Source organism: Fictibacillus nanhaiensis, assembly GCF_036213205.1.
GTDB lineage: Bacteria > Bacillota > Bacilli > Bacillales > Fictibacillaceae > Fictibacillus > Fictibacillus nanhaiensis_E.
In genome coordinates this window covers 1-15937 of sequence record NZ_JARMFC010000043.1, presented here as the reverse complement: position 1 = coordinate 15937, position 15937 = coordinate 1, and the positions used below count along the sequence as shown (strand labels likewise).

The 15937-nt window shown below is 40.6% G+C and carries 14 protein-coding genes; all 14 read right to left on the bottom strand.

Features of this window, described 5'->3' with window-relative positions; genetic code table 11:
• Positions 1-36: 36 nt before the first annotated feature.
• Positions 37-1128, bottom strand: coding sequence for a D-xylose ABC transporter substrate-binding protein (gene xylF / locus P4V41_RS21390; RefSeq protein ID WP_328087234.1), 1092 nt, complete (start codon positions 1126-1128; stop codon positions 37-39).
• 23 nt (positions 1129-1151) lie between these two features.
• Positions 1152-2672, bottom strand: a complete 1521-nt coding sequence (locus tag P4V41_RS21385; protein ID WP_328087232.1) for a response regulator — start codon at positions 2670-2672, stop codon at positions 1152-1154.
• Positions 2650-4113 (bottom strand): sensor histidine kinase, encoded by a 1464-nt coding sequence (locus tag P4V41_RS21380; protein WP_328087230.1) that lies wholly within the window; start codon positions 4111-4113, stop codon positions 2650-2652. The genes P4V41_RS21385 and P4V41_RS21380 overlap by 23 nt, the downstream gene beginning before the upstream one ends.
• Positions 4110-5087, bottom strand: a complete 978-nt coding sequence (locus P4V41_RS21375) for a sugar ABC transporter substrate-binding protein (protein ID WP_328087228.1) — start codon at positions 5085-5087, stop codon at positions 4110-4112. The genes P4V41_RS21380 and P4V41_RS21375 overlap by 4 nt, the downstream gene beginning before the upstream one ends.
• 160 nt (positions 5088-5247) lie before the next feature.
• Positions 5248-6423, bottom strand: coding sequence for a sugar ABC transporter permease (locus P4V41_RS21370; protein WP_328087226.1), 1176 nt, complete (start codon positions 6421-6423; stop codon positions 5248-5250).
• 12 nt (positions 6424-6435) lie between these two features.
• Complete coding sequence (locus P4V41_RS21365; protein ID WP_328087225.1) at positions 6436-7956, bottom strand: sugar ABC transporter ATP-binding protein; 1521 nt, start codon at positions 7954-7956, stop codon at positions 6436-6438.
• A gap of 92 nt (positions 7957-8048) precedes the next feature.
• On the bottom strand, positions 8049-9152 hold the full coding sequence (locus P4V41_RS21360) for a sugar-binding protein (RefSeq protein WP_328087224.1): 1104 nt from the start codon (positions 9150-9152) through the stop codon (positions 8049-8051).
• A 371-nt stretch (positions 9153-9523) separates the two neighbouring features.
• Positions 9524-9919: a VOC family protein gene (locus P4V41_RS21355; protein ID WP_197132305.1), complete on the bottom strand. Its 396-nt coding sequence runs from the start codon at positions 9917-9919 to the stop codon at positions 9524-9526.
• Positions 9920-10059: 140 nt separating this feature from the next.
• Entirely contained in the window at positions 10060-11298 is a 1239-nt protein-coding gene (gene sstT / locus P4V41_RS21350) for a serine/threonine transporter SstT (protein WP_328087222.1), read from the bottom strand.
• 368 nt (positions 11299-11666) lie between these two features.
• The gene (locus tag P4V41_RS21345; RefSeq protein ID WP_328087220.1) at positions 11667-11864 is read right to left on the bottom strand and encodes a hypothetical protein; all 198 of its coding nucleotides are present in this window, start codon (positions 11862-11864) and stop codon (positions 11667-11669) included.
• A 69-nt stretch (positions 11865-11933) separates the two neighbouring features.
• Positions 11934-12596: a Type 1 glutamine amidotransferase-like domain-containing protein gene (locus P4V41_RS21340; RefSeq protein WP_328087219.1), complete on the bottom strand. Its 663-nt coding sequence runs from the start codon at positions 12594-12596 to the stop codon at positions 11934-11936.
• Between the two features lie 148 nt (positions 12597-12744).
• Positions 12745-13701, bottom strand: a complete 957-nt coding sequence (locus tag P4V41_RS21335; RefSeq protein WP_328087218.1) for a tRNA-dihydrouridine synthase — start codon at positions 13699-13701, stop codon at positions 12745-12747.
• Between the two features lie 161 nt (positions 13702-13862).
• Positions 13863-15239 (bottom strand): 23S rRNA (uracil(1939)-C(5))-methyltransferase RlmD, encoded by a 1377-nt coding sequence (gene rlmD / locus P4V41_RS21330; RefSeq protein ID WP_328087217.1) that lies wholly within the window; start codon positions 15237-15239, stop codon positions 13863-13865.
• A 158-nt stretch (positions 15240-15397) separates the two neighbouring features.
• Positions 15398-15862, bottom strand: coding sequence for a GNAT family N-acetyltransferase (locus P4V41_RS21325; RefSeq protein WP_328087216.1), 465 nt, complete (start codon positions 15860-15862; stop codon positions 15398-15400).
• Positions 15863-15937 lie beyond the last annotated feature (75 nt).

The following is a 15937-nucleotide window of genomic DNA, read 5'->3' as shown; positions in this document are numbered from 1 at the left end:
TTCGGGTTACAGTTCAATTAGATCACGGAGGCTGTTTTATTGCTGATTCTGATAAACATCACTTTTAGAATGAAATCCGTCTTTAATAATCGTTTTTTCAATATTCCCTTTATCAACCGCGATCGGAGACAACAAAACAGAGGGAACCTCAACTTTGCCATTGTTAATCTTTCGTTCCACTTTTATCGTTTTACCTTTTGCCATCTCGACTGCCAATTCTGCCGCTTTTTTTGATAAAGTTTGAATCGGTTTATACACCGTCATCACTTGAGTTCCTTGCACGATACGCTGCACTCCAGCAAGCTCCGCATCTTGTCCGGCTACCGGAACCTTTCCCGCGAGTCCTTGTGCTTCAAGAGCTTGTATGACACCACCCGCAGTGGCATCGTTCGCTGCAATTACAGCATTGATCTCATTTTTGTTTGCTTTCAACGCCGACTCCATATTTATAAACGCATTAGCAGGCGTCCAGTCTTTGGACCATTGATCGTAAACGACCGTGATCACCCCTTTATCAATTAAAGGCTGTAGAACCCGGAATACCCCTTTCTTGAACAGATGAGCATTGTTATCTGTTTCAGCTCCTCCTATATATACGTACTTTCCATTCGGAACAAGCTTTGTTATCGCACGGGCTTGAAGCTCGCCTACCTTTTCGTTGTCAAAAGAAACGTACATGTCAAGGTCAGCATTTTTGACTAGACGGTCGTATGCCATGACTTTAATTCCTGCTGAGTGTGCTTTCTTGACGATCGTCGCCATGGCTTCAGCGTTATGAGGAACAACAACAAGAAGGTCGACCTCATTGTGAATTAGCGTTTCAGCTTGTGCAATCTGCAAAGAGTCATCACCATTGGCAGCTAGAATTTCTACTTCTGCACCTAAATCTTCTACGGCTTTTTTGAAGAGCTCTTTGTCTTTAAGCCAACGTTCTTCCAACAAAGTATCCATGGAAAAGCCAATCTTAATCTTTTCTTTTTTCAGTGTCCCGCCATCCACTTTTTCACTTTTAGGAGGAATCGCTTTTCCAAGTGTCTCATTACTCGTACTGTCTTTGTCGCACCCTGAAGCACATATTAACACTATAAATAACAGGACGAGGCTTACACGGTTTATGAATTTTCTCATGAATGATGCTCCTTTACTTACCTTCATCCTTTTTTCCCAAGAACAGTCCTACGATATTCTGTAGGTGAAAGCGTAACCATTTTTTTGAACACTTTGCTAAAATAATTGGGTTCGTGATAACCGACCTCAAACGTGATTTCTTTTAAGCTTTTTTCTGGATCTGCCATCAGTTTCTTCGCCTTTTCAATTCTGCATTCTGTCAGAAAATCAATATAGTTGATTCCTAGCTTCTCTTTAAACATCTTACTAATATAGATCGGACTCAAACCTACTTTTCTTCCTAACGCCTCAAGAGAGATGTCTTCATGAGAATGCTCTACGATATATTGTTTAATCTGATGAATCGTATCGGCTTCAAGCTGTTCATAATGTTCTTCGTATGAAGTCCGCATCTGTTTGAATAGATGTTCTGATTCAGAACGAAGCTGACGGTAGTCTTGAGTTTGATAAGAAAAGAAAGGCGTTTCAGTCTCCATTCCCATTTCGTTCATCACTCTTGCAGCGACCCAGAGCAGTTCAAGAACACGCTGCTGCGTTTGGAGCAGATCTGTCCCTTCATTCTCGCAACGTTGTATGAGATTCAATACATTTTTATGAACTTCATCCCATTTCCCTAGCCTGATTTCATCTAAAAACTGTTTTTCCCGCTGTTGGGATTGAGGTCTGTTCTCTGTACTCCCAAGCACTGGAACATCCTGATAAAAGCGGTATTTAACAGGCAAGGAGGAGTCCATCGTAGCAATAAGTGATTCTTGATAGGACTGCCGAACTTGATCTAAAGAACGACATAAATTTCCAATTCCTATAAACCAACCATCATCAGACCTTGCTTTTCTCAGGGAGAGAATATCTTTTGCAAGAGAAACCGCTTGAGAACGAAACGAATAGCCCGGTTTACGAAAGACGATAATAGGAAGCTGACGGCCATACAAGGCACCAATCCACCCACTAGTCGATTTCCTGACCTTTTCTTTGATCAACGAATAAAGGTTTTCTTCACCCTGCGGAAGTAGAATACTCATCACGAATGGTTCATGAGTGGAAGAGATGTCGAGCATATCAACAAGCATATCCAAATGAACATCATGTACATGATCGAACAACAGCTGGGTGACAACATCTGTTTCCACGAGCGGTAACGTACTCTCGAGAACTCTTAGAGATCTGCGCTCTTCTGTAATTTCCATTAAGACTTTTCCGACCGTCTCCTCAATCTCACTCACTCTGCTAGGTTTTAATAAATAATCCTTCACTCCTAATTTGATCGCCTGACGAGCATAATCAAACATATCAAAAGCTGTAATCATCACAAACTTAATAAAAGGATTCGTAGATGTAATCTGCTGGATCGCTTCTAGTCCGTTCATTCCTGGCATTTGAATATCCATCATCACTAAGTCAGGCTTTACTTCCGCCGCAACTTGAACTGCGACTTTTCCATTCCTCGCCTGATAAATCTCGATATGAGGAAATGCCTTTTGCAGTATAACTTGCAGCCCTTCTCGTTCAATCTGTTCGTCATCAACGATCAAGAGTTTGAGCATGTTGTTCAATCCCCCTCGTCTTAGGAATTCTTATTACCACCTTGGTACCTATACCGATACCACTTTCAATATCCATCACGTTTTCCATACTATAAAATAGTCGGAGTCGCTTCACAACATTCGTAAACCCTATTCCTGTTGAAGCGCTGTTCGTCTCAATTAATTCTCCATCTAAAATCTGTAACCTAATATTCTCAGGTATTCCTGGTCCGTCGTCTTCCACTTCAATTCTCACCATGTTTTCGTCATCTATAATTCGTAGCCAGATCTGCCCACCCTCTTCTCTTGGCTCAACCGCATAGATCACTGCGTTTTCAATAATCGGTTGCAAAGTCAGGCCAGGAATCTGCACGTCTAAGCATGATTGATCCATCTCGAGGTGCAACGTCAGACGGTCAGTAAACCTTGCTTTTTGAATGTTCATATATTGCTGGATCACCATCACTTCATCTTGAAGCGTGACGGATTTGTCTAGCCACTTTAAGTTATACCTCAAGAGACCAGCCACACTTACAAGTAAATCGCTCGTTTCTTCTGATCCTTCCAAATAGGCCTTTTTCGAGAGCGTATTTAGCGTGTTAAACAAAAAGTGCGGATTGATCTGGCTTTGCAGGTTCTTAAGTTGACTTTCTTGTAAAAGAAGCTTGCTTTGCTGCAGTTCGTGCTCAAGCTGCGCCTTCTGCTGTATTTCCTGAAACAGATTATTGATATTAATGCGCATTCGGTTAAAAGTTTGAGCAAGAAATGAGATTTCATCATTTGATTCAACTTTGATCTCTTTGTCAAATTTTCCTGCAGACAGCTCGTTCGCTGCACGCGTCAACTGTTGCACAGGTCTTGTGATACTTAAACTAAACCAATAGGTAATTACGAGTAACAAAAGTGTAATGAGAAGCATCAGCCAAATTCCTAGTTTCTTAAATTCAGCAGACTGATCAATTATACCTCTATAAAAAACGTCGTAAGTCTTCAGCTCTGTATCGATTAATGTCAGTGTCATTTCTGAAATATATTTTGAAAGACGAGTCGCTTCGGCGAATTCTTTGTTTGAGGTTTCAGCGTCAGATTCCGCATAAAACATAAGAGAACGGTCTGTTGTTTCGATCAAACTGTCGATAAGATTCATATAATTCATGAGTGCAAATTCATTTTCTGAGTTTCTTAGTTTCGCAATATCCCCTTTTGCCACGTTTAGTTTATCTTTGCTTTTATTAAGGTTATCTAAATGGTTCTCTGACGGTTCAAGCAAGTAGTTATTAAGATTTGTCACCACTTGTTGACTGGTGTTCGTTACCTCATTCATGCTTAAATAACGTTGCAAGACTTCATTATATTGATTTTGCGTAATTTGATTATAGTATGTAAGCGCTATCCAAATAACAGCCATGATGATCAGAACGACTGATGCGAGCATCCATATTTTTTTCTGTATTCTGTTCATCTCTCGTCCATCGCCTTTATCATTCGAATTTCACTTAAATAACCATCCGCATCAAGAGGAACGGTTTGGTTCTTTAGCCATTGCATCATAACATCAACGCTTTTGCTCCCCATCATCTCAGGTGACTGCTCAATCACACCATCCAACTTTTTTTGGTTAAGCAATGCGAGCGATTCAGATCCATCATCAAAAGAATAAATAAAATAAGGCTCCACCTGTCCACGTCTACCAATCTCCTGAATCATAGCACCTGCAATATTAGCGTTTACAGCAATAAATCCATCCGCATCTGGGTACTGATTTAAAAGGTCTCTAGTATTGGCGATAACTTGCTCTCTCGCCTCAGGTGTTTCTGTGTAAACCGTTTTTACGTTCGGAAAGTTTTGAAGCACCTCTTTAATACCTGCAAGTCGTTCCTCCTGATAATACTCTTTTTGGTTATCACTTAATAAAATGACTTGTCCTTCTTGTCCCATATCAGACAACATGAGTTTGGCAATCATCATTCCAGCTAGGTGCTGATTTGACCCAACGTATGTTTTTCGGAGACTTTCTGCTTTGGGCACGTCATTTCCTACGGTAATAATAGGAATGCCATAAAACGCAGCTTTAACCTTCGTCAATTCTTTAAAACGATCTGTATCAAGGCCTTGTACAATAATGCCGTCCACCTTTGACTGTATAGCAATCTCAAGCTTCTTCAAAAAATCATCTTGGTTCTTGCCGTAACTTCCCCATACTTCAAGGCTTGCTCCGTTTCTTTGAGCTTGTTGTTCCGCACCTTTTCCAACTTTATCCCAAAAAGGGGTATCCAATTCTTGAGTGATAAGAACAATACGGAAAGAATCTTTTTTCTGAGTAGAAGCTGCAGGCAGTTTCCAATCAGATCGAAACGCTTTTTGTGCCGTTATAAACGTGAAATAACTTAGGAAGATACATATAAGAATCAATAAGATTAACCCAGCTTTGCGCAAGTGAAGTATCCCCTTTTTTTCCGTTAATTTACTACTCTTATTTTATCATAAGAAACTTGAACGAGACGTTAACCTCTTTACCAATCATAGGAATATAATAGGTGTTTAAGAGTTAAAAAAGTGAAGACATCTTATAGCGCGATGTCTCCACTTTTTACGTTTATCCTCTCTTTTTACGCGTCATTACATCAAACAATACTGCGGCAACTAACACGCCACCTCTAATCATGTACTGCATGGAAACCCCAACGCCAAGAAGGTTCATCCCGCTTGATAAAGAAGCCATAACAATGGCACCAATGATGGCACCCGTTACTTTTCCAACACCACCCGCTGAAGACACACCGCCCACATAGGCAGCTGCGATGGCATCAAGCTCGAAAAGCGTTCCTGCTGTTGTCGTAGCGGATTGAAGTCGTGAAGTAAAAAGAATTCCTGAGAGCGCAGCAAGCATTCCCATAGAACCAAACACCATGTACGTAATCTTATTGACATTGATTCCACTTAGATGTGCAGCTTCTGGGTTACTTCCCACCGCGTATATGTGACGGCCAAGCACCGTTTTCGTCGTTAAAAAATGATAGGCTACAACGACAATAAGCATAATAACAACAGTCCAAGAAAAGCCGTTATAACCTGCTAGAATCCAAGTTACATAAGCAATGATCGCTGAGACAAAAATGAGTTTAAAAGTAAAAATCCCTTTAGAGACAACATCGAACTGATATTTAATCTTGTTCCGACGCGTAGAGATCTCGCTGTAAATATAAAATAAGATCGATAGTAAACCTAGAATAAGAGATAAAAGATGCAGACCGTTTACAATCATAAGGGAAGGAATAAATCCGTTTCCGATCGCGTTGAACGCATCGTCTTTGATAATAATTGTTCCTGTTTTCTCCGTTACTTGCAATAGCGCACCGCGGAAGATCAACATTCCCGCAAGCGTAGCAACGAACGAAGGGATGGCGTATTTTGCGATCAACAAACCGTTAAACAGACCAATAACGATTCCAAGCAAAAGGATCACCGGAATTGTCACATAAACAGGCAATCCCATCTTTGTTAAAAGGATGGCAGCGATCGCACCAAGAAATCCTGCTGCGAACCCTACAGATAAATCAATATGACGAATAACGATGACAAGTGTCATTCCTACTGCTAGTACAGCGATATAACCAGTAGAATCTAATAGGTTACTAATATTACGAGATGACATGAACAGCCCATCCGTCATGATGGAGAAGGTAAGCATAATCACAAACAAAGCGATATACATCCCATAATCACGGATATTCTCTTTCACTAACGTTCTTGCTTCATTGATAAATTCCATTGCGTTAACCCCCTATTGCGTTGCAAGCTGCATGATGTTTTCTTGATTTGCTTCTTCAATCGGCAGCTGCCCTTTCATTCTTCCTTCAGCCATAACATAGACACGATCACTCATTCCAAGTACTTCACCAAGTTCAGAAGAGATCATGATAATACTCATGCCCTCGCTGATTAATTGGTTCATAATCGTATAGATCTCAAATTTGGCACCTACATCAATACCACGAGTAGGCTCATCCAAAATCAATAGCTTTGGCCCAACGAACAGCCACTTTCCGAGTGATACCTTCTGTTGATTTCCTCCACTCAAGTTACCGACCGTTTGCTCTAGTGAGGATGCTTTTATATACATGGACCTTTTGTATTCTGTTGCTCTTTTTACCTCTTCATTCTCGTTGATGATGCCCTTATCAGCGACTTCGTTAAGATTTGCCGCTGTTATATTGTTCTTAATATCTTGAATGAGAAATAACCCGTCACCTTTTCGGTCTTCTGTTACATAAGCGATGCCTGACTTAATCGCGTCACTAGTGTGCTTGAACGTTCTTTCCACACCTGAGACTTTAAGCTGACCTTCTAGTTTGTAATTTTTCGGATTACCAAACACACTCAGTGCAAGCTCGGTTCGTCCAGAGCCCATGAGTCCGGCGATTCCAACGATTTCTCCTTTTTTTACATGAAAATCGATATCCTTTAACACATGTCTGCCAAGCTCGGTACTATAAGCAGACCAATTGTTCAGTTCTAGTATCGTTTCACCGATCTTCTTATCCGGTCTCTTCGGATAAATATCATCAATATCGCGTCCAACCATATTTTTAATAATCTTGTTCTCTGAGATTTCTCCGTTAGAACCATCGAGCGTACAGATTGTTTTGCCATCACGCAGTACCGTCGCTTGATCAGCAATGGAAATGACTTCTTTCAGCTTGTGGGAAATCATAATACTCGTAATGCCATGTTTCTTGAGCTCACCTAAAAGTTTTAACAAATTCTCACTGTCGTCTTCATTCAGTGCGGCGGTCGGTTCATCTAAAATAAGCAACTTAACGTCCTTACTTAACGCTTTAGCGATTTCGACCAACTGCTGCTTTCCTACACTCAAGTCCTTTACAAGTGTTTCAGGATTCACGTCAAGTCCCACCCGCTTCAGCATTTTCTTTGCTTCAGCAATCGTCTGGTTCCAGTCCACCAAGTTTCCTCGTTTTACCTCGTTACCAACAAAAATGTTTTCAAATACTGTGAGATCCGGAAATAACGCTAGCTCCTGATAGATGATAACAATGCCGGTTTGAACACTGTCACTAATCTTATTGAATTGCTGAACACTGCCTTCAAATACAATATCTCCTTCATACGTTCCATAAGGATAGACACCACTCAGCACCTTCATCAGCGTTGTTTTCCCTGCTCCATTTTCTCCGATCAAGCAGTGTATCTCGCCTTTTCTTACTTTATAATTTACGTTGCTGAGCGCTTTCACTCCGGTAAACGATTTGGAGATCTCGTTCATCTCCAAAATATATTCGCTCATCATGATCCCTCCAATTAGCCACTCCACTAAGTTCATTGTGAAAAATAGTGATAGACATAGGATCTATCACTATTTCTCGTCCTGCTATTTTCTTATTGGAGCCCTGTAAAATCGTCGGCTTTATAATAATCAGACTCAATAAGTTCTTTCTTAACGTTGTCTTTGTTCACAACGATTACGTTCGTTTGTTTTGCTTTTACTTCAACGTTTCCATTGTCATAAGAACCTGTTGTTTCTGGCTTCTTCTCATCCAGGATCTCAACCGCCATTCCCATTGCATCCTTAACAAGTGTACGAACATCCTTAAAGACAGTCATCGATTGTTTGCCATCAATGACATATTGAATGGAAGCTTTCTCAGCATCCTGACCTGTTACGAGGTAGCTAGAAACCGCGCTGTCTGATCCAAATACATCCGCGATCGAACGAGCTGTTCCGTCGTTTGGAGCTAGAATCGCAACATCACCTTTTAAGTCTGCCTTAGCAGCCGTTAAATGTGTTTGCGCTTTGTTCTTCGCTTCGTTTGCATCCCAGTTCGTTGTTACTTGGCCGATGATCTTGCTCAGCTCATCACGAGAAAGTTCAGCTTTGTCTTTTAAAGCTTCTGCTTCACTAGAGTTAGCGATCTTGAATGTACCGTCAGCAATCTTAGGTTGAAGTACTTTCCAAGCTCCTTCGAAGAATAGGAATGCATTGTTATCAGAAGCCGCTCCAGCATATAAGTAAAGCGGTGTGTTCGATCCTTTAGCATTATCGATTAAGTACTGACCTTGTGCAGCACCTACTGCCAAGCTGTCAAATGTTACGTAATAATCAACTGCATCTGTATTCGTGATCAAACGGTCATACGCGATAACCGTGATGTCATCTTTTTTCGCTGCTTCAACTGCTGCAGCTGCTGCATCGCCATCTTGCGGACAAATAATAAGAACGTCGATTCCTTTGTTGATCAATGTTTCAACGTTTTCTTTTTCTTTTGCAGAAGATCCTTGACTGAACAAAATCTCAGTCGTGTAATCTGTTCCTTTTAAAGCATCCTTAAATCTTTGCTCATCCTGCACCCATCTTGGCTCATCTTTAGTAGGTAATACGATTCCCACGCTTACCTCGCTATTGCTGTCACTGCAACCAGCTGCAACAAGCATAAGCATGACAACAGCAAGCATCAGAGATACGAATTTACTTTTCTTCATCATTAGTTCCCCCTTTAATAGTACTTACAAGGTAATTATAGCTACGAAAAAAGAGAGTTTGAAAGCGCTATCATTAGCACTTTCTTAACATCGTCTGTACTTTTTTAACAAAGGGGTATTTTTTAGCATACTTAAAGTAGCGTTTAGAGATATCAAGATGTCCGTTCGTTGGCTGATGTGTGTAAATTGGAGTGATGTGTGCGATATTTGTGTCGAAATGAGCAGAGTTGGTGATGGAATGTGCGCATTCTACCGAAAAGTGTGTGTAAATCGTTGTAAAGTGTGCGAAAGCGTAACAGATATAAAAACACGTACCGTAAATTCCCTCAAAAAAAACAACGCCATCTTACCGGCGTTGTCTTATCTACTAATATCTATTTCGCATTCTCATCAGGCTGATGAATGCCGAAAATATTGCCTTCTGTATCTATGTAGTATCCTTGCCAAGCCATTCCTGGGAGCGCGTACTTCGGCATCGCTACTTTTCCGCCTTGCTCTAAAATCTTGGCTTCTGTTTCATCATAGCTTTCAACACCCATCGTACATGCATATCCATTTAATGCTTGGTTCGGTTCAGGCGGCGGGCTCTGTCTTTGCATCAAAGCACCGTTGATCCCCATTTCTTTGTCGTCCCCAGTCACTGCACCGTAATAAGGCATTCCAGCAAATTCACTCCAATCTTGAAACGACCAGCCAAACACCTCACCGTAAAACTTCATTGCTCGCTCCATGTCATCCACATGAATTTCAAAATGAACTAATCTGCCCATGAGTAACCTCCTGATTTTTTATAATAAACCCAATTATGTAATTCCATACAATTCGACATAATTCCTTTTAAAAAAGAAAATTACGCCAACAAAAAAGCACCATCAACGCTTAAACAACGTTTCAGGTGCCATCTATCTACTTATGCTGCTTTTTGAATGTTAATCTCTTTTCCATCTTTACGCCACTCTTTGTACTCGGCTGCTGCTGTAAAGAGTACGTCTGTTGATGAATTTAGTGCTGTTTCAAAAGAATCTTGTAAAACACCGATGATAAAGCCAACACCAACTACTTGCATCGCCACATCACCAGGTATACCGAACAAACTACACGCAAGAGGAATTAACAACAACGATCCGCCAGCAACCCCTGAAGCGCCACAAGCACATACAGCGGATAGAACGCTTAGAAGTATAGCAGTCCCTAAGTCAACCTGAATGTTAAGTGTATGAACAGCGGCAAGTGTTAAAACAGAAATCGTAACCGCAGCACCTGCCATATTGATTGTCGCACCTAGTGGAATGGATACAGAATAATTGTCCTTGTCCAAACCAAGCTTATCGCATAACTTCATGTTTACAGGAATGTTAGAAGCAGAGCTGCGTGTAAAGAATGCTGTGATTCCACTTTCTTTTAAACATTTAAAAACAAGCGGATAAGGATTTTGTCTAATTGCCAAATACACAATAATTGGATTCACAACCAACGCAACAAATACCATACAACCAATTAAAAGTCCTAGCAACTTGCCATAACCCAATAATGATTCAATACCGTTTGACGTAATCGATTCAACAACTAATCCCATGATTCCAAGCGGTGCAAACTTAATGACCCATGTTACAAGTTTAGCTACAGCATCAGAAACGTTTGAAAGCATCGTTTTTGTCGTTTCCTTTGCACTTCTTAAAGCAAGACCTAAAAGTACTGCCCATGCCAAGATTCCGATATAGTTCGCGTTAACCAAAGCGTTGAATGGATTATCAACAACGTTCATCAACAACGTTTTTAGTACTTCAACAACACCACCCGGAGGGGTTACCCCTTCAGCCCCCTTGCCAAGAGTCAGACCTACAGGGAAAAGAAAGCTTGCAATAACAGCTGTTAATCCAGCTAAGAATGTACCTACAAGATAAAATAAAATAATGGCTTTCATGTTCGTCTGATGGCCCGCTTTATGTTGAGCAATCGCCGACATAACTAAGAATAATACCAAAACAGGTGCAATTGCTTTTAGTGCACCTACAAATAATGTTCCAAAAATAACAACAGGTTTTGCTGCTTGCGGAATCGCTAAAGCTAAGATAATACCTACAATTAATCCGATAAAGATCTGTTTAACAAGACTTAACTGATTCCACTTTTTCAGTATACGTTTCATAGATGTCATCACCAATCTAGTTAGAATTGTAAAGCTGTTCATCTGAATAAACCTGTAACAAGATACGCCTTTAACAGGTAGAAAAATCGAATCACTTTATAAAATATCCACCTGGAAAATACAATTGTCTTTCTAATAAATAGTATTATAGTAAGTATTTCGACATATTACAATGTATTTATAAAAGTTGTAATAATTAGAATGTTTTGATAATGTTTACGGACTTGTTTTTCTAGAATAAACCCTCAGGATTAAGTTCCTGAGGGTTACACTTCCTATTAACGGTTTAATAGTTCAAACTGAACTCATCCAAGCCAAATTAACTGTGACTAACTATAAATGAGGTTCAATGGGGTTGAATAAGAATACTACTCAGCTTCAATAACCCTTGCTACTTCATGTCCACACTTCTTACACTTACCTTTTAGAACAACTCCAAACCGAGCATCTTCTATTGTAAAACTTTCAATTGTTGTAACACCTGAACAATTCGTACAAAAAACATTATTAATAAGCCGACTTCTAATCTCTTTAGGAATAGAAAGCCATGTTTTATTGGCCTCCATATCAAAACCTCTATTCTTATTTTATTTAATAAAAAAAGCAGATGCGCAAATGACATCAAGCAGTCGTAACTAAAACAGCTTCCAATGTCCTTCTGAGATCACTTCGACCTCTCCATCGATCACTTTGATGGCGGTATCATCGTTGATAGCATAGGCTGGTCCCTGTATCTCTGATGCCCATTGTTCTGCAGCTGCCATGGTGTTTTCCGGCAGCATCTCGTGATCAACATGTGGAAAGATTGAAAAATCGACTAAACCGAGTGCTTTATCTTCACCGCTCGGTGGAGTCCAGCCAACGAAATCTTCCCCAATCTTAGGTGTCATCACCATACTTCCTGCACTCATTCCCACATATACTGCGCGAAGAGATGGTAATAGCTCTGCTAACCCCGATTGCTGCATCCAATGATACAGGTAAAGAGCGTCTCCGCCCGAAACTAATAAGACGTCGGTCTCCTTTACGAGGGGTACCCAGCGTTCTTTGTCTATGCTTGGCAGCGCTGTGAGCTCGAGCACACCAACTGACTTCCAACCTAGGTTAACCATAGGATTTTCCTCTTTCCCGATGATGAACTCCCAAGCTTTCACGCCTGGTCCCACCCAGGGATGTCCGTACATGGCAGTAGGTATACAAAGGGCGTTGCAATCAGCAATTGGCTTGTCCAACATATCAACGAGCGCCTCATGTATGCTTTTGTTAATCACGCCTCCAGATGTGAGCAGTAATTTCATAACGTAACTCCTCCTTGCTTTTCCATGAATGTATCTATAATTCTACAGAAGCTGTCACCTTCCTCTAGTTAAATGCCGGACTACAAGAACAAAAGAACAGTATGAAACACGTCTGGTCTCATACTGTTTATTAAAAATTTATATGTTATTACAGTTCTAAGTTATCTAGCAACGCTCTCACTTCATCAGTTGATTTTGTGTTCATCAACTGATTTCGTAATTCAGCAGCTCCAGGAAATCCTTTTACATAGATTTTGAAAAAGCGATGAAGCCCTGTAATGGAACGCGGCACTTCTTCCGCGTATTGATCTTGAAGATCAAGCTGCAGTCTTAACAGATCAAGATATTCTTTGCTGCTGTGCTCTCTTGGCTCTTTTTCAAAAGCAAAAGGATTTTTAAAGATTCCCCGTCCGATCATGACACCATCAATACCATACTTTTCAGCAAGCTCCAGCCCGACTAGACGGTCCGGAATGTCTCCATTGATCGTTAACAACGTATCTGGTGCAATTCGGTCACGCAGCTTTTTAATCTCAGGAATAAGCTCCCAATGAGCGTCTACAAGACTCATTTCCTCTCTTGTGCGTAAATGAATTGAAAGGTTCGCAATATCCTGTTTTAGAATATGCCCAAGCCACTCTTCCCACTCATTTACTTCTTTAAAACCAAGTCGAGTTTTCACACTAACTGGCAGTCCGCCAGCTTTAGCGGCCTGAATCAATTCTGCAGCTACATCTGGACGTAGAATAAGGCCACTTCCTTTTCCTCTTTGTGCTACATTCGGCACAGGGCAGCCCATATTAATGTCGATCCCTTTAAAGCCCATCTCTTTCATGCCAATACTCATTTGACGGAAGTATTCAGGGTTATCGCCCCAAATATGTGCCACCATCGGCTGTTCGTCTTCTGTAAACGTCAAACGGCCGCGGACACTTTTTAATCCCTCCGGATGACAAAAGCTATCTGAGTTTGTAAACTCTGTGAAAAACACATCCGGTCGCCCAGCTTTACTTACCACATGACGAAAAACAACATCAGTCACATCCTCCATTGGGGCAAGTACAAAAAATGGACGCGGTAGATCACGCCAAAAATTATCTATCATTGATGCTCAAATCCTCTCACTATAATGCAACTTCAAAATCCCGGTAAAATAATATTTCTTTACACTTATATCATGACTTCTAACTGAATTTCAATCACTGCACAATTTATAATTTATGGAAAATGAAGAGCCTCATTCAACAAGGAACAAGGCTCTTAACGTCAAATAAGTTCAAGTTTCGCAACTGCTTCAACATGCGTCGTCTGTGGAAACATATCCACTGGCTGAACTTCTACTGTTTTGAATCCGCCATCTTCTAAAATGCGTAGGTCACGTGCTAGTGTGGCTGGGTTACAGCTCACATAGACAACACGCTTCGGCTTCATTTCGATAATGGTTTTTAATAACTCCTCGTCGCAGCCTTTTCGTGGTGGATCGACGACGATCACATCTGGCGTGACGCCTTGTTTCTTCCACTCTGGTATCACGTCTTCTGATTTACCAACAGCAAACTCAGCGTTATGGATGCTGTTTAACTCCGCATTGCGGCGCGCGTCTTCAATTGCTTCTGGTACGATTTCTACGCCATACACTTTTTTTGCTTTTTGTGCGAGGAACAGGGAGATCGTCCCAATTCCGCAATACGCATCAATGACGGTCTCATCGCCATTTAGTTCCGCGTATTGTAAAGCTTGATCATAAAGCACTTTCGTCTGATCCGGATTAATCTGATAAAACGAACGAGCTGAGATGGCAAACTTGATGTCGCCGATAAAATCATAAATATATTCAGCACCCCAAAGCACTCGTGTTTCTTCACCAAAAATCACGTTCGTACGTTTTGAGTTTACATTTTGTACAATGGATTTGATCTCAGGCAGTGCATTTCGAATATCTTCTACAATCTTCTTACGCTGTGGCAGCTCTTGGCCGTTCGTTACGAGTACAATCATCAAATCGCCTGTCGTTTTACCGTATCGCGCAATGATATGACGCAGGATGCCTTTATGTTTTTCTTCATTATAGGCACTGATGTTATATTGATTCACGATCTCCTTCACAGCTTGTACCGCGTCATCGTTCGTATCTCCCGTGATGATACAGCTATCCATCTCTACAATCTCATGGCTGCGTTTTTGGTAAAAACCTGTGATGATACGGCCATTGCGTTCACCAACTGGCACTTGCGCTTTGTTACGATAACGCCACGGTTCTTCTCCCATGCCAAGTGTTGAGAGAACTGGAACGTCTTCTAACTTTCCGATTCTCGTTAAAACGTCTTCCACAAGCTTGCGTTTATACTCCAGCTGTCCTTCATAGGATAGATGCTGAAGCTGACAGCCTCCACACCATTTGTAGATCGGACAAGGCGGATCAACACGTTCTGGACTCTCTTCGATCAGCTCTTCTAAACGACCAAACCCGAATCCTTTTTTCACACCAATAACCTTAATCTTCGCACGCTCGCCAGGCAGTGTATTCGGCACAAATAAAGTAAACCCATTTACACGAGCAACTCCTGCTCCCTCATGGGTTAAATCCACTATATCTACTTCATAACTTTCATTCTTATGAACAGGCAAATCAGCCTTTGTCATTGTCATCGTCCCTTTTTGTCACTTATGCTTTTCTGATTGTAGCATAACTGTTAGTGGACACCAAATGCTTACATAAAAAAACAGACCACCTGAAGTAGCCTGCAGTAAGGATTTTTTTAGACGAAGGATATGCACCCTGAAATAATTTGATTTACAAATTAGCATTCGTATTCCATTTTTATAAACTCAAATTTACTACCGTTTGTAGCTTGCAGAAAAGTCTTAATTTCTTTAAAACCAATTTTTTCATAAACTTTTATCGCTCTTTGATTAAATGTCGCTACAGATAATGTTATTTTTTGGGGTTTGTATTCACTTTTCACAAACTCTATACCTGATTTTAGAAATTTGAAACCAACACCTTTACCAGTTAAGTCCGGTCTTACTCCTAAACCGATATCATATATATGTCCATCTGCTTTATTAACGCTAAAAAAGCCAATTAGTTCATTATTATTAAGGACTGAATACACAGAGTCCCCTCTCTTTTCATGGTTAATAAATACTTCTAAATCATCTCTATCTGACTCCATATCATAAAATGAATACTCTCCATCATAGTGCCATTGAAACGCAATCTCCTCTGCTTGTTTCTGAGTCATAACCTTATATATATAAGTCATTAACATCCCCCGTTAACTTGTTCTTTTTATATAAAAAAAGAACACTCAGCAGATTTAGTGAACTGTAACCAATAA

What these genes read in the sequence shown, in the direction of transcription:
- xylF (WP_328087234.1), bottom strand. Translation starts at nt 1,128, where the DNA reads ATGAGAAAATTCATAAACCGTGTAAGCCTCGTCCTGTTATTTATAGTG.
- P4V41_RS21385 (WP_328087232.1), bottom strand. Translation starts at nt 2,672, where the DNA reads ATGCTCAAACTCTTGATCGTTGATGACGAACAGATTGAACGAGAAGGG.
- P4V41_RS21380 (WP_328087230.1), bottom strand. Translation starts at nt 4,113, where the DNA reads ATGAACAGAATACAGAAAAAAATATGGATGCTCGCATCAGTCGTTCTG.
- P4V41_RS21370 (WP_328087226.1), bottom strand. Translation starts at nt 6,423, where the DNA reads ATGGAATTTATCAATGAAGCAAGAACGTTAGTGAAAGAGAATATCCGT.
- P4V41_RS21365 (WP_328087225.1), bottom strand. Translation starts at nt 7,956, where the DNA reads ATGAGCGAATATATTTTGGAGATGAACGAGATCTCCAAATCGTTTACC.
- P4V41_RS21360 (WP_328087224.1), bottom strand. Translation starts at nt 9,152, where the DNA reads ATGATGAAGAAAAGTAAATTCGTATCTCTGATGCTTGCTGTTGTCATG.
- P4V41_RS21355 (WP_197132305.1), bottom strand. Translation starts at nt 9,919, where the DNA reads ATGGGCAGATTAGTTCATTTTGAAATTCATGTGGATGACATGGAGCGA.
- sstT (WP_328087222.1), bottom strand. Translation starts at nt 11,298, where the DNA reads ATGAAACGTATACTGAAAAAGTGGAATCAGTTAAGTCTTGTTAAACAG.
- P4V41_RS21345 (WP_328087220.1), bottom strand. Translation starts at nt 11,864, where the DNA reads ATGGAGGCCAATAAAACATGGCTTTCTATTCCTAAAGAGATTAGAAGT.
- P4V41_RS21340 (WP_328087219.1), bottom strand. Translation starts at nt 12,596, where the DNA reads ATGAAATTACTGCTCACATCTGGAGGCGTGATTAACAAAAGCATACAT.
- P4V41_RS21335 (WP_328087218.1), bottom strand. Translation starts at nt 13,701, where the DNA reads ATGATAGATAATTTTTGGCGTGATCTACCGCGTCCATTTTTTGTACTT.
- rlmD (WP_328087217.1), bottom strand. Translation starts at nt 15,239, where the DNA reads ATGACAAAGGCTGATTTGCCTGTTCATAAGAATGAAAGTTATGAAGTA.
- P4V41_RS21325 (WP_328087216.1), bottom strand. Translation starts at nt 15,862, where the DNA reads ATGACTTATATATATAAGGTTATGACTCAGAAACAAGCAGAGGAGATT.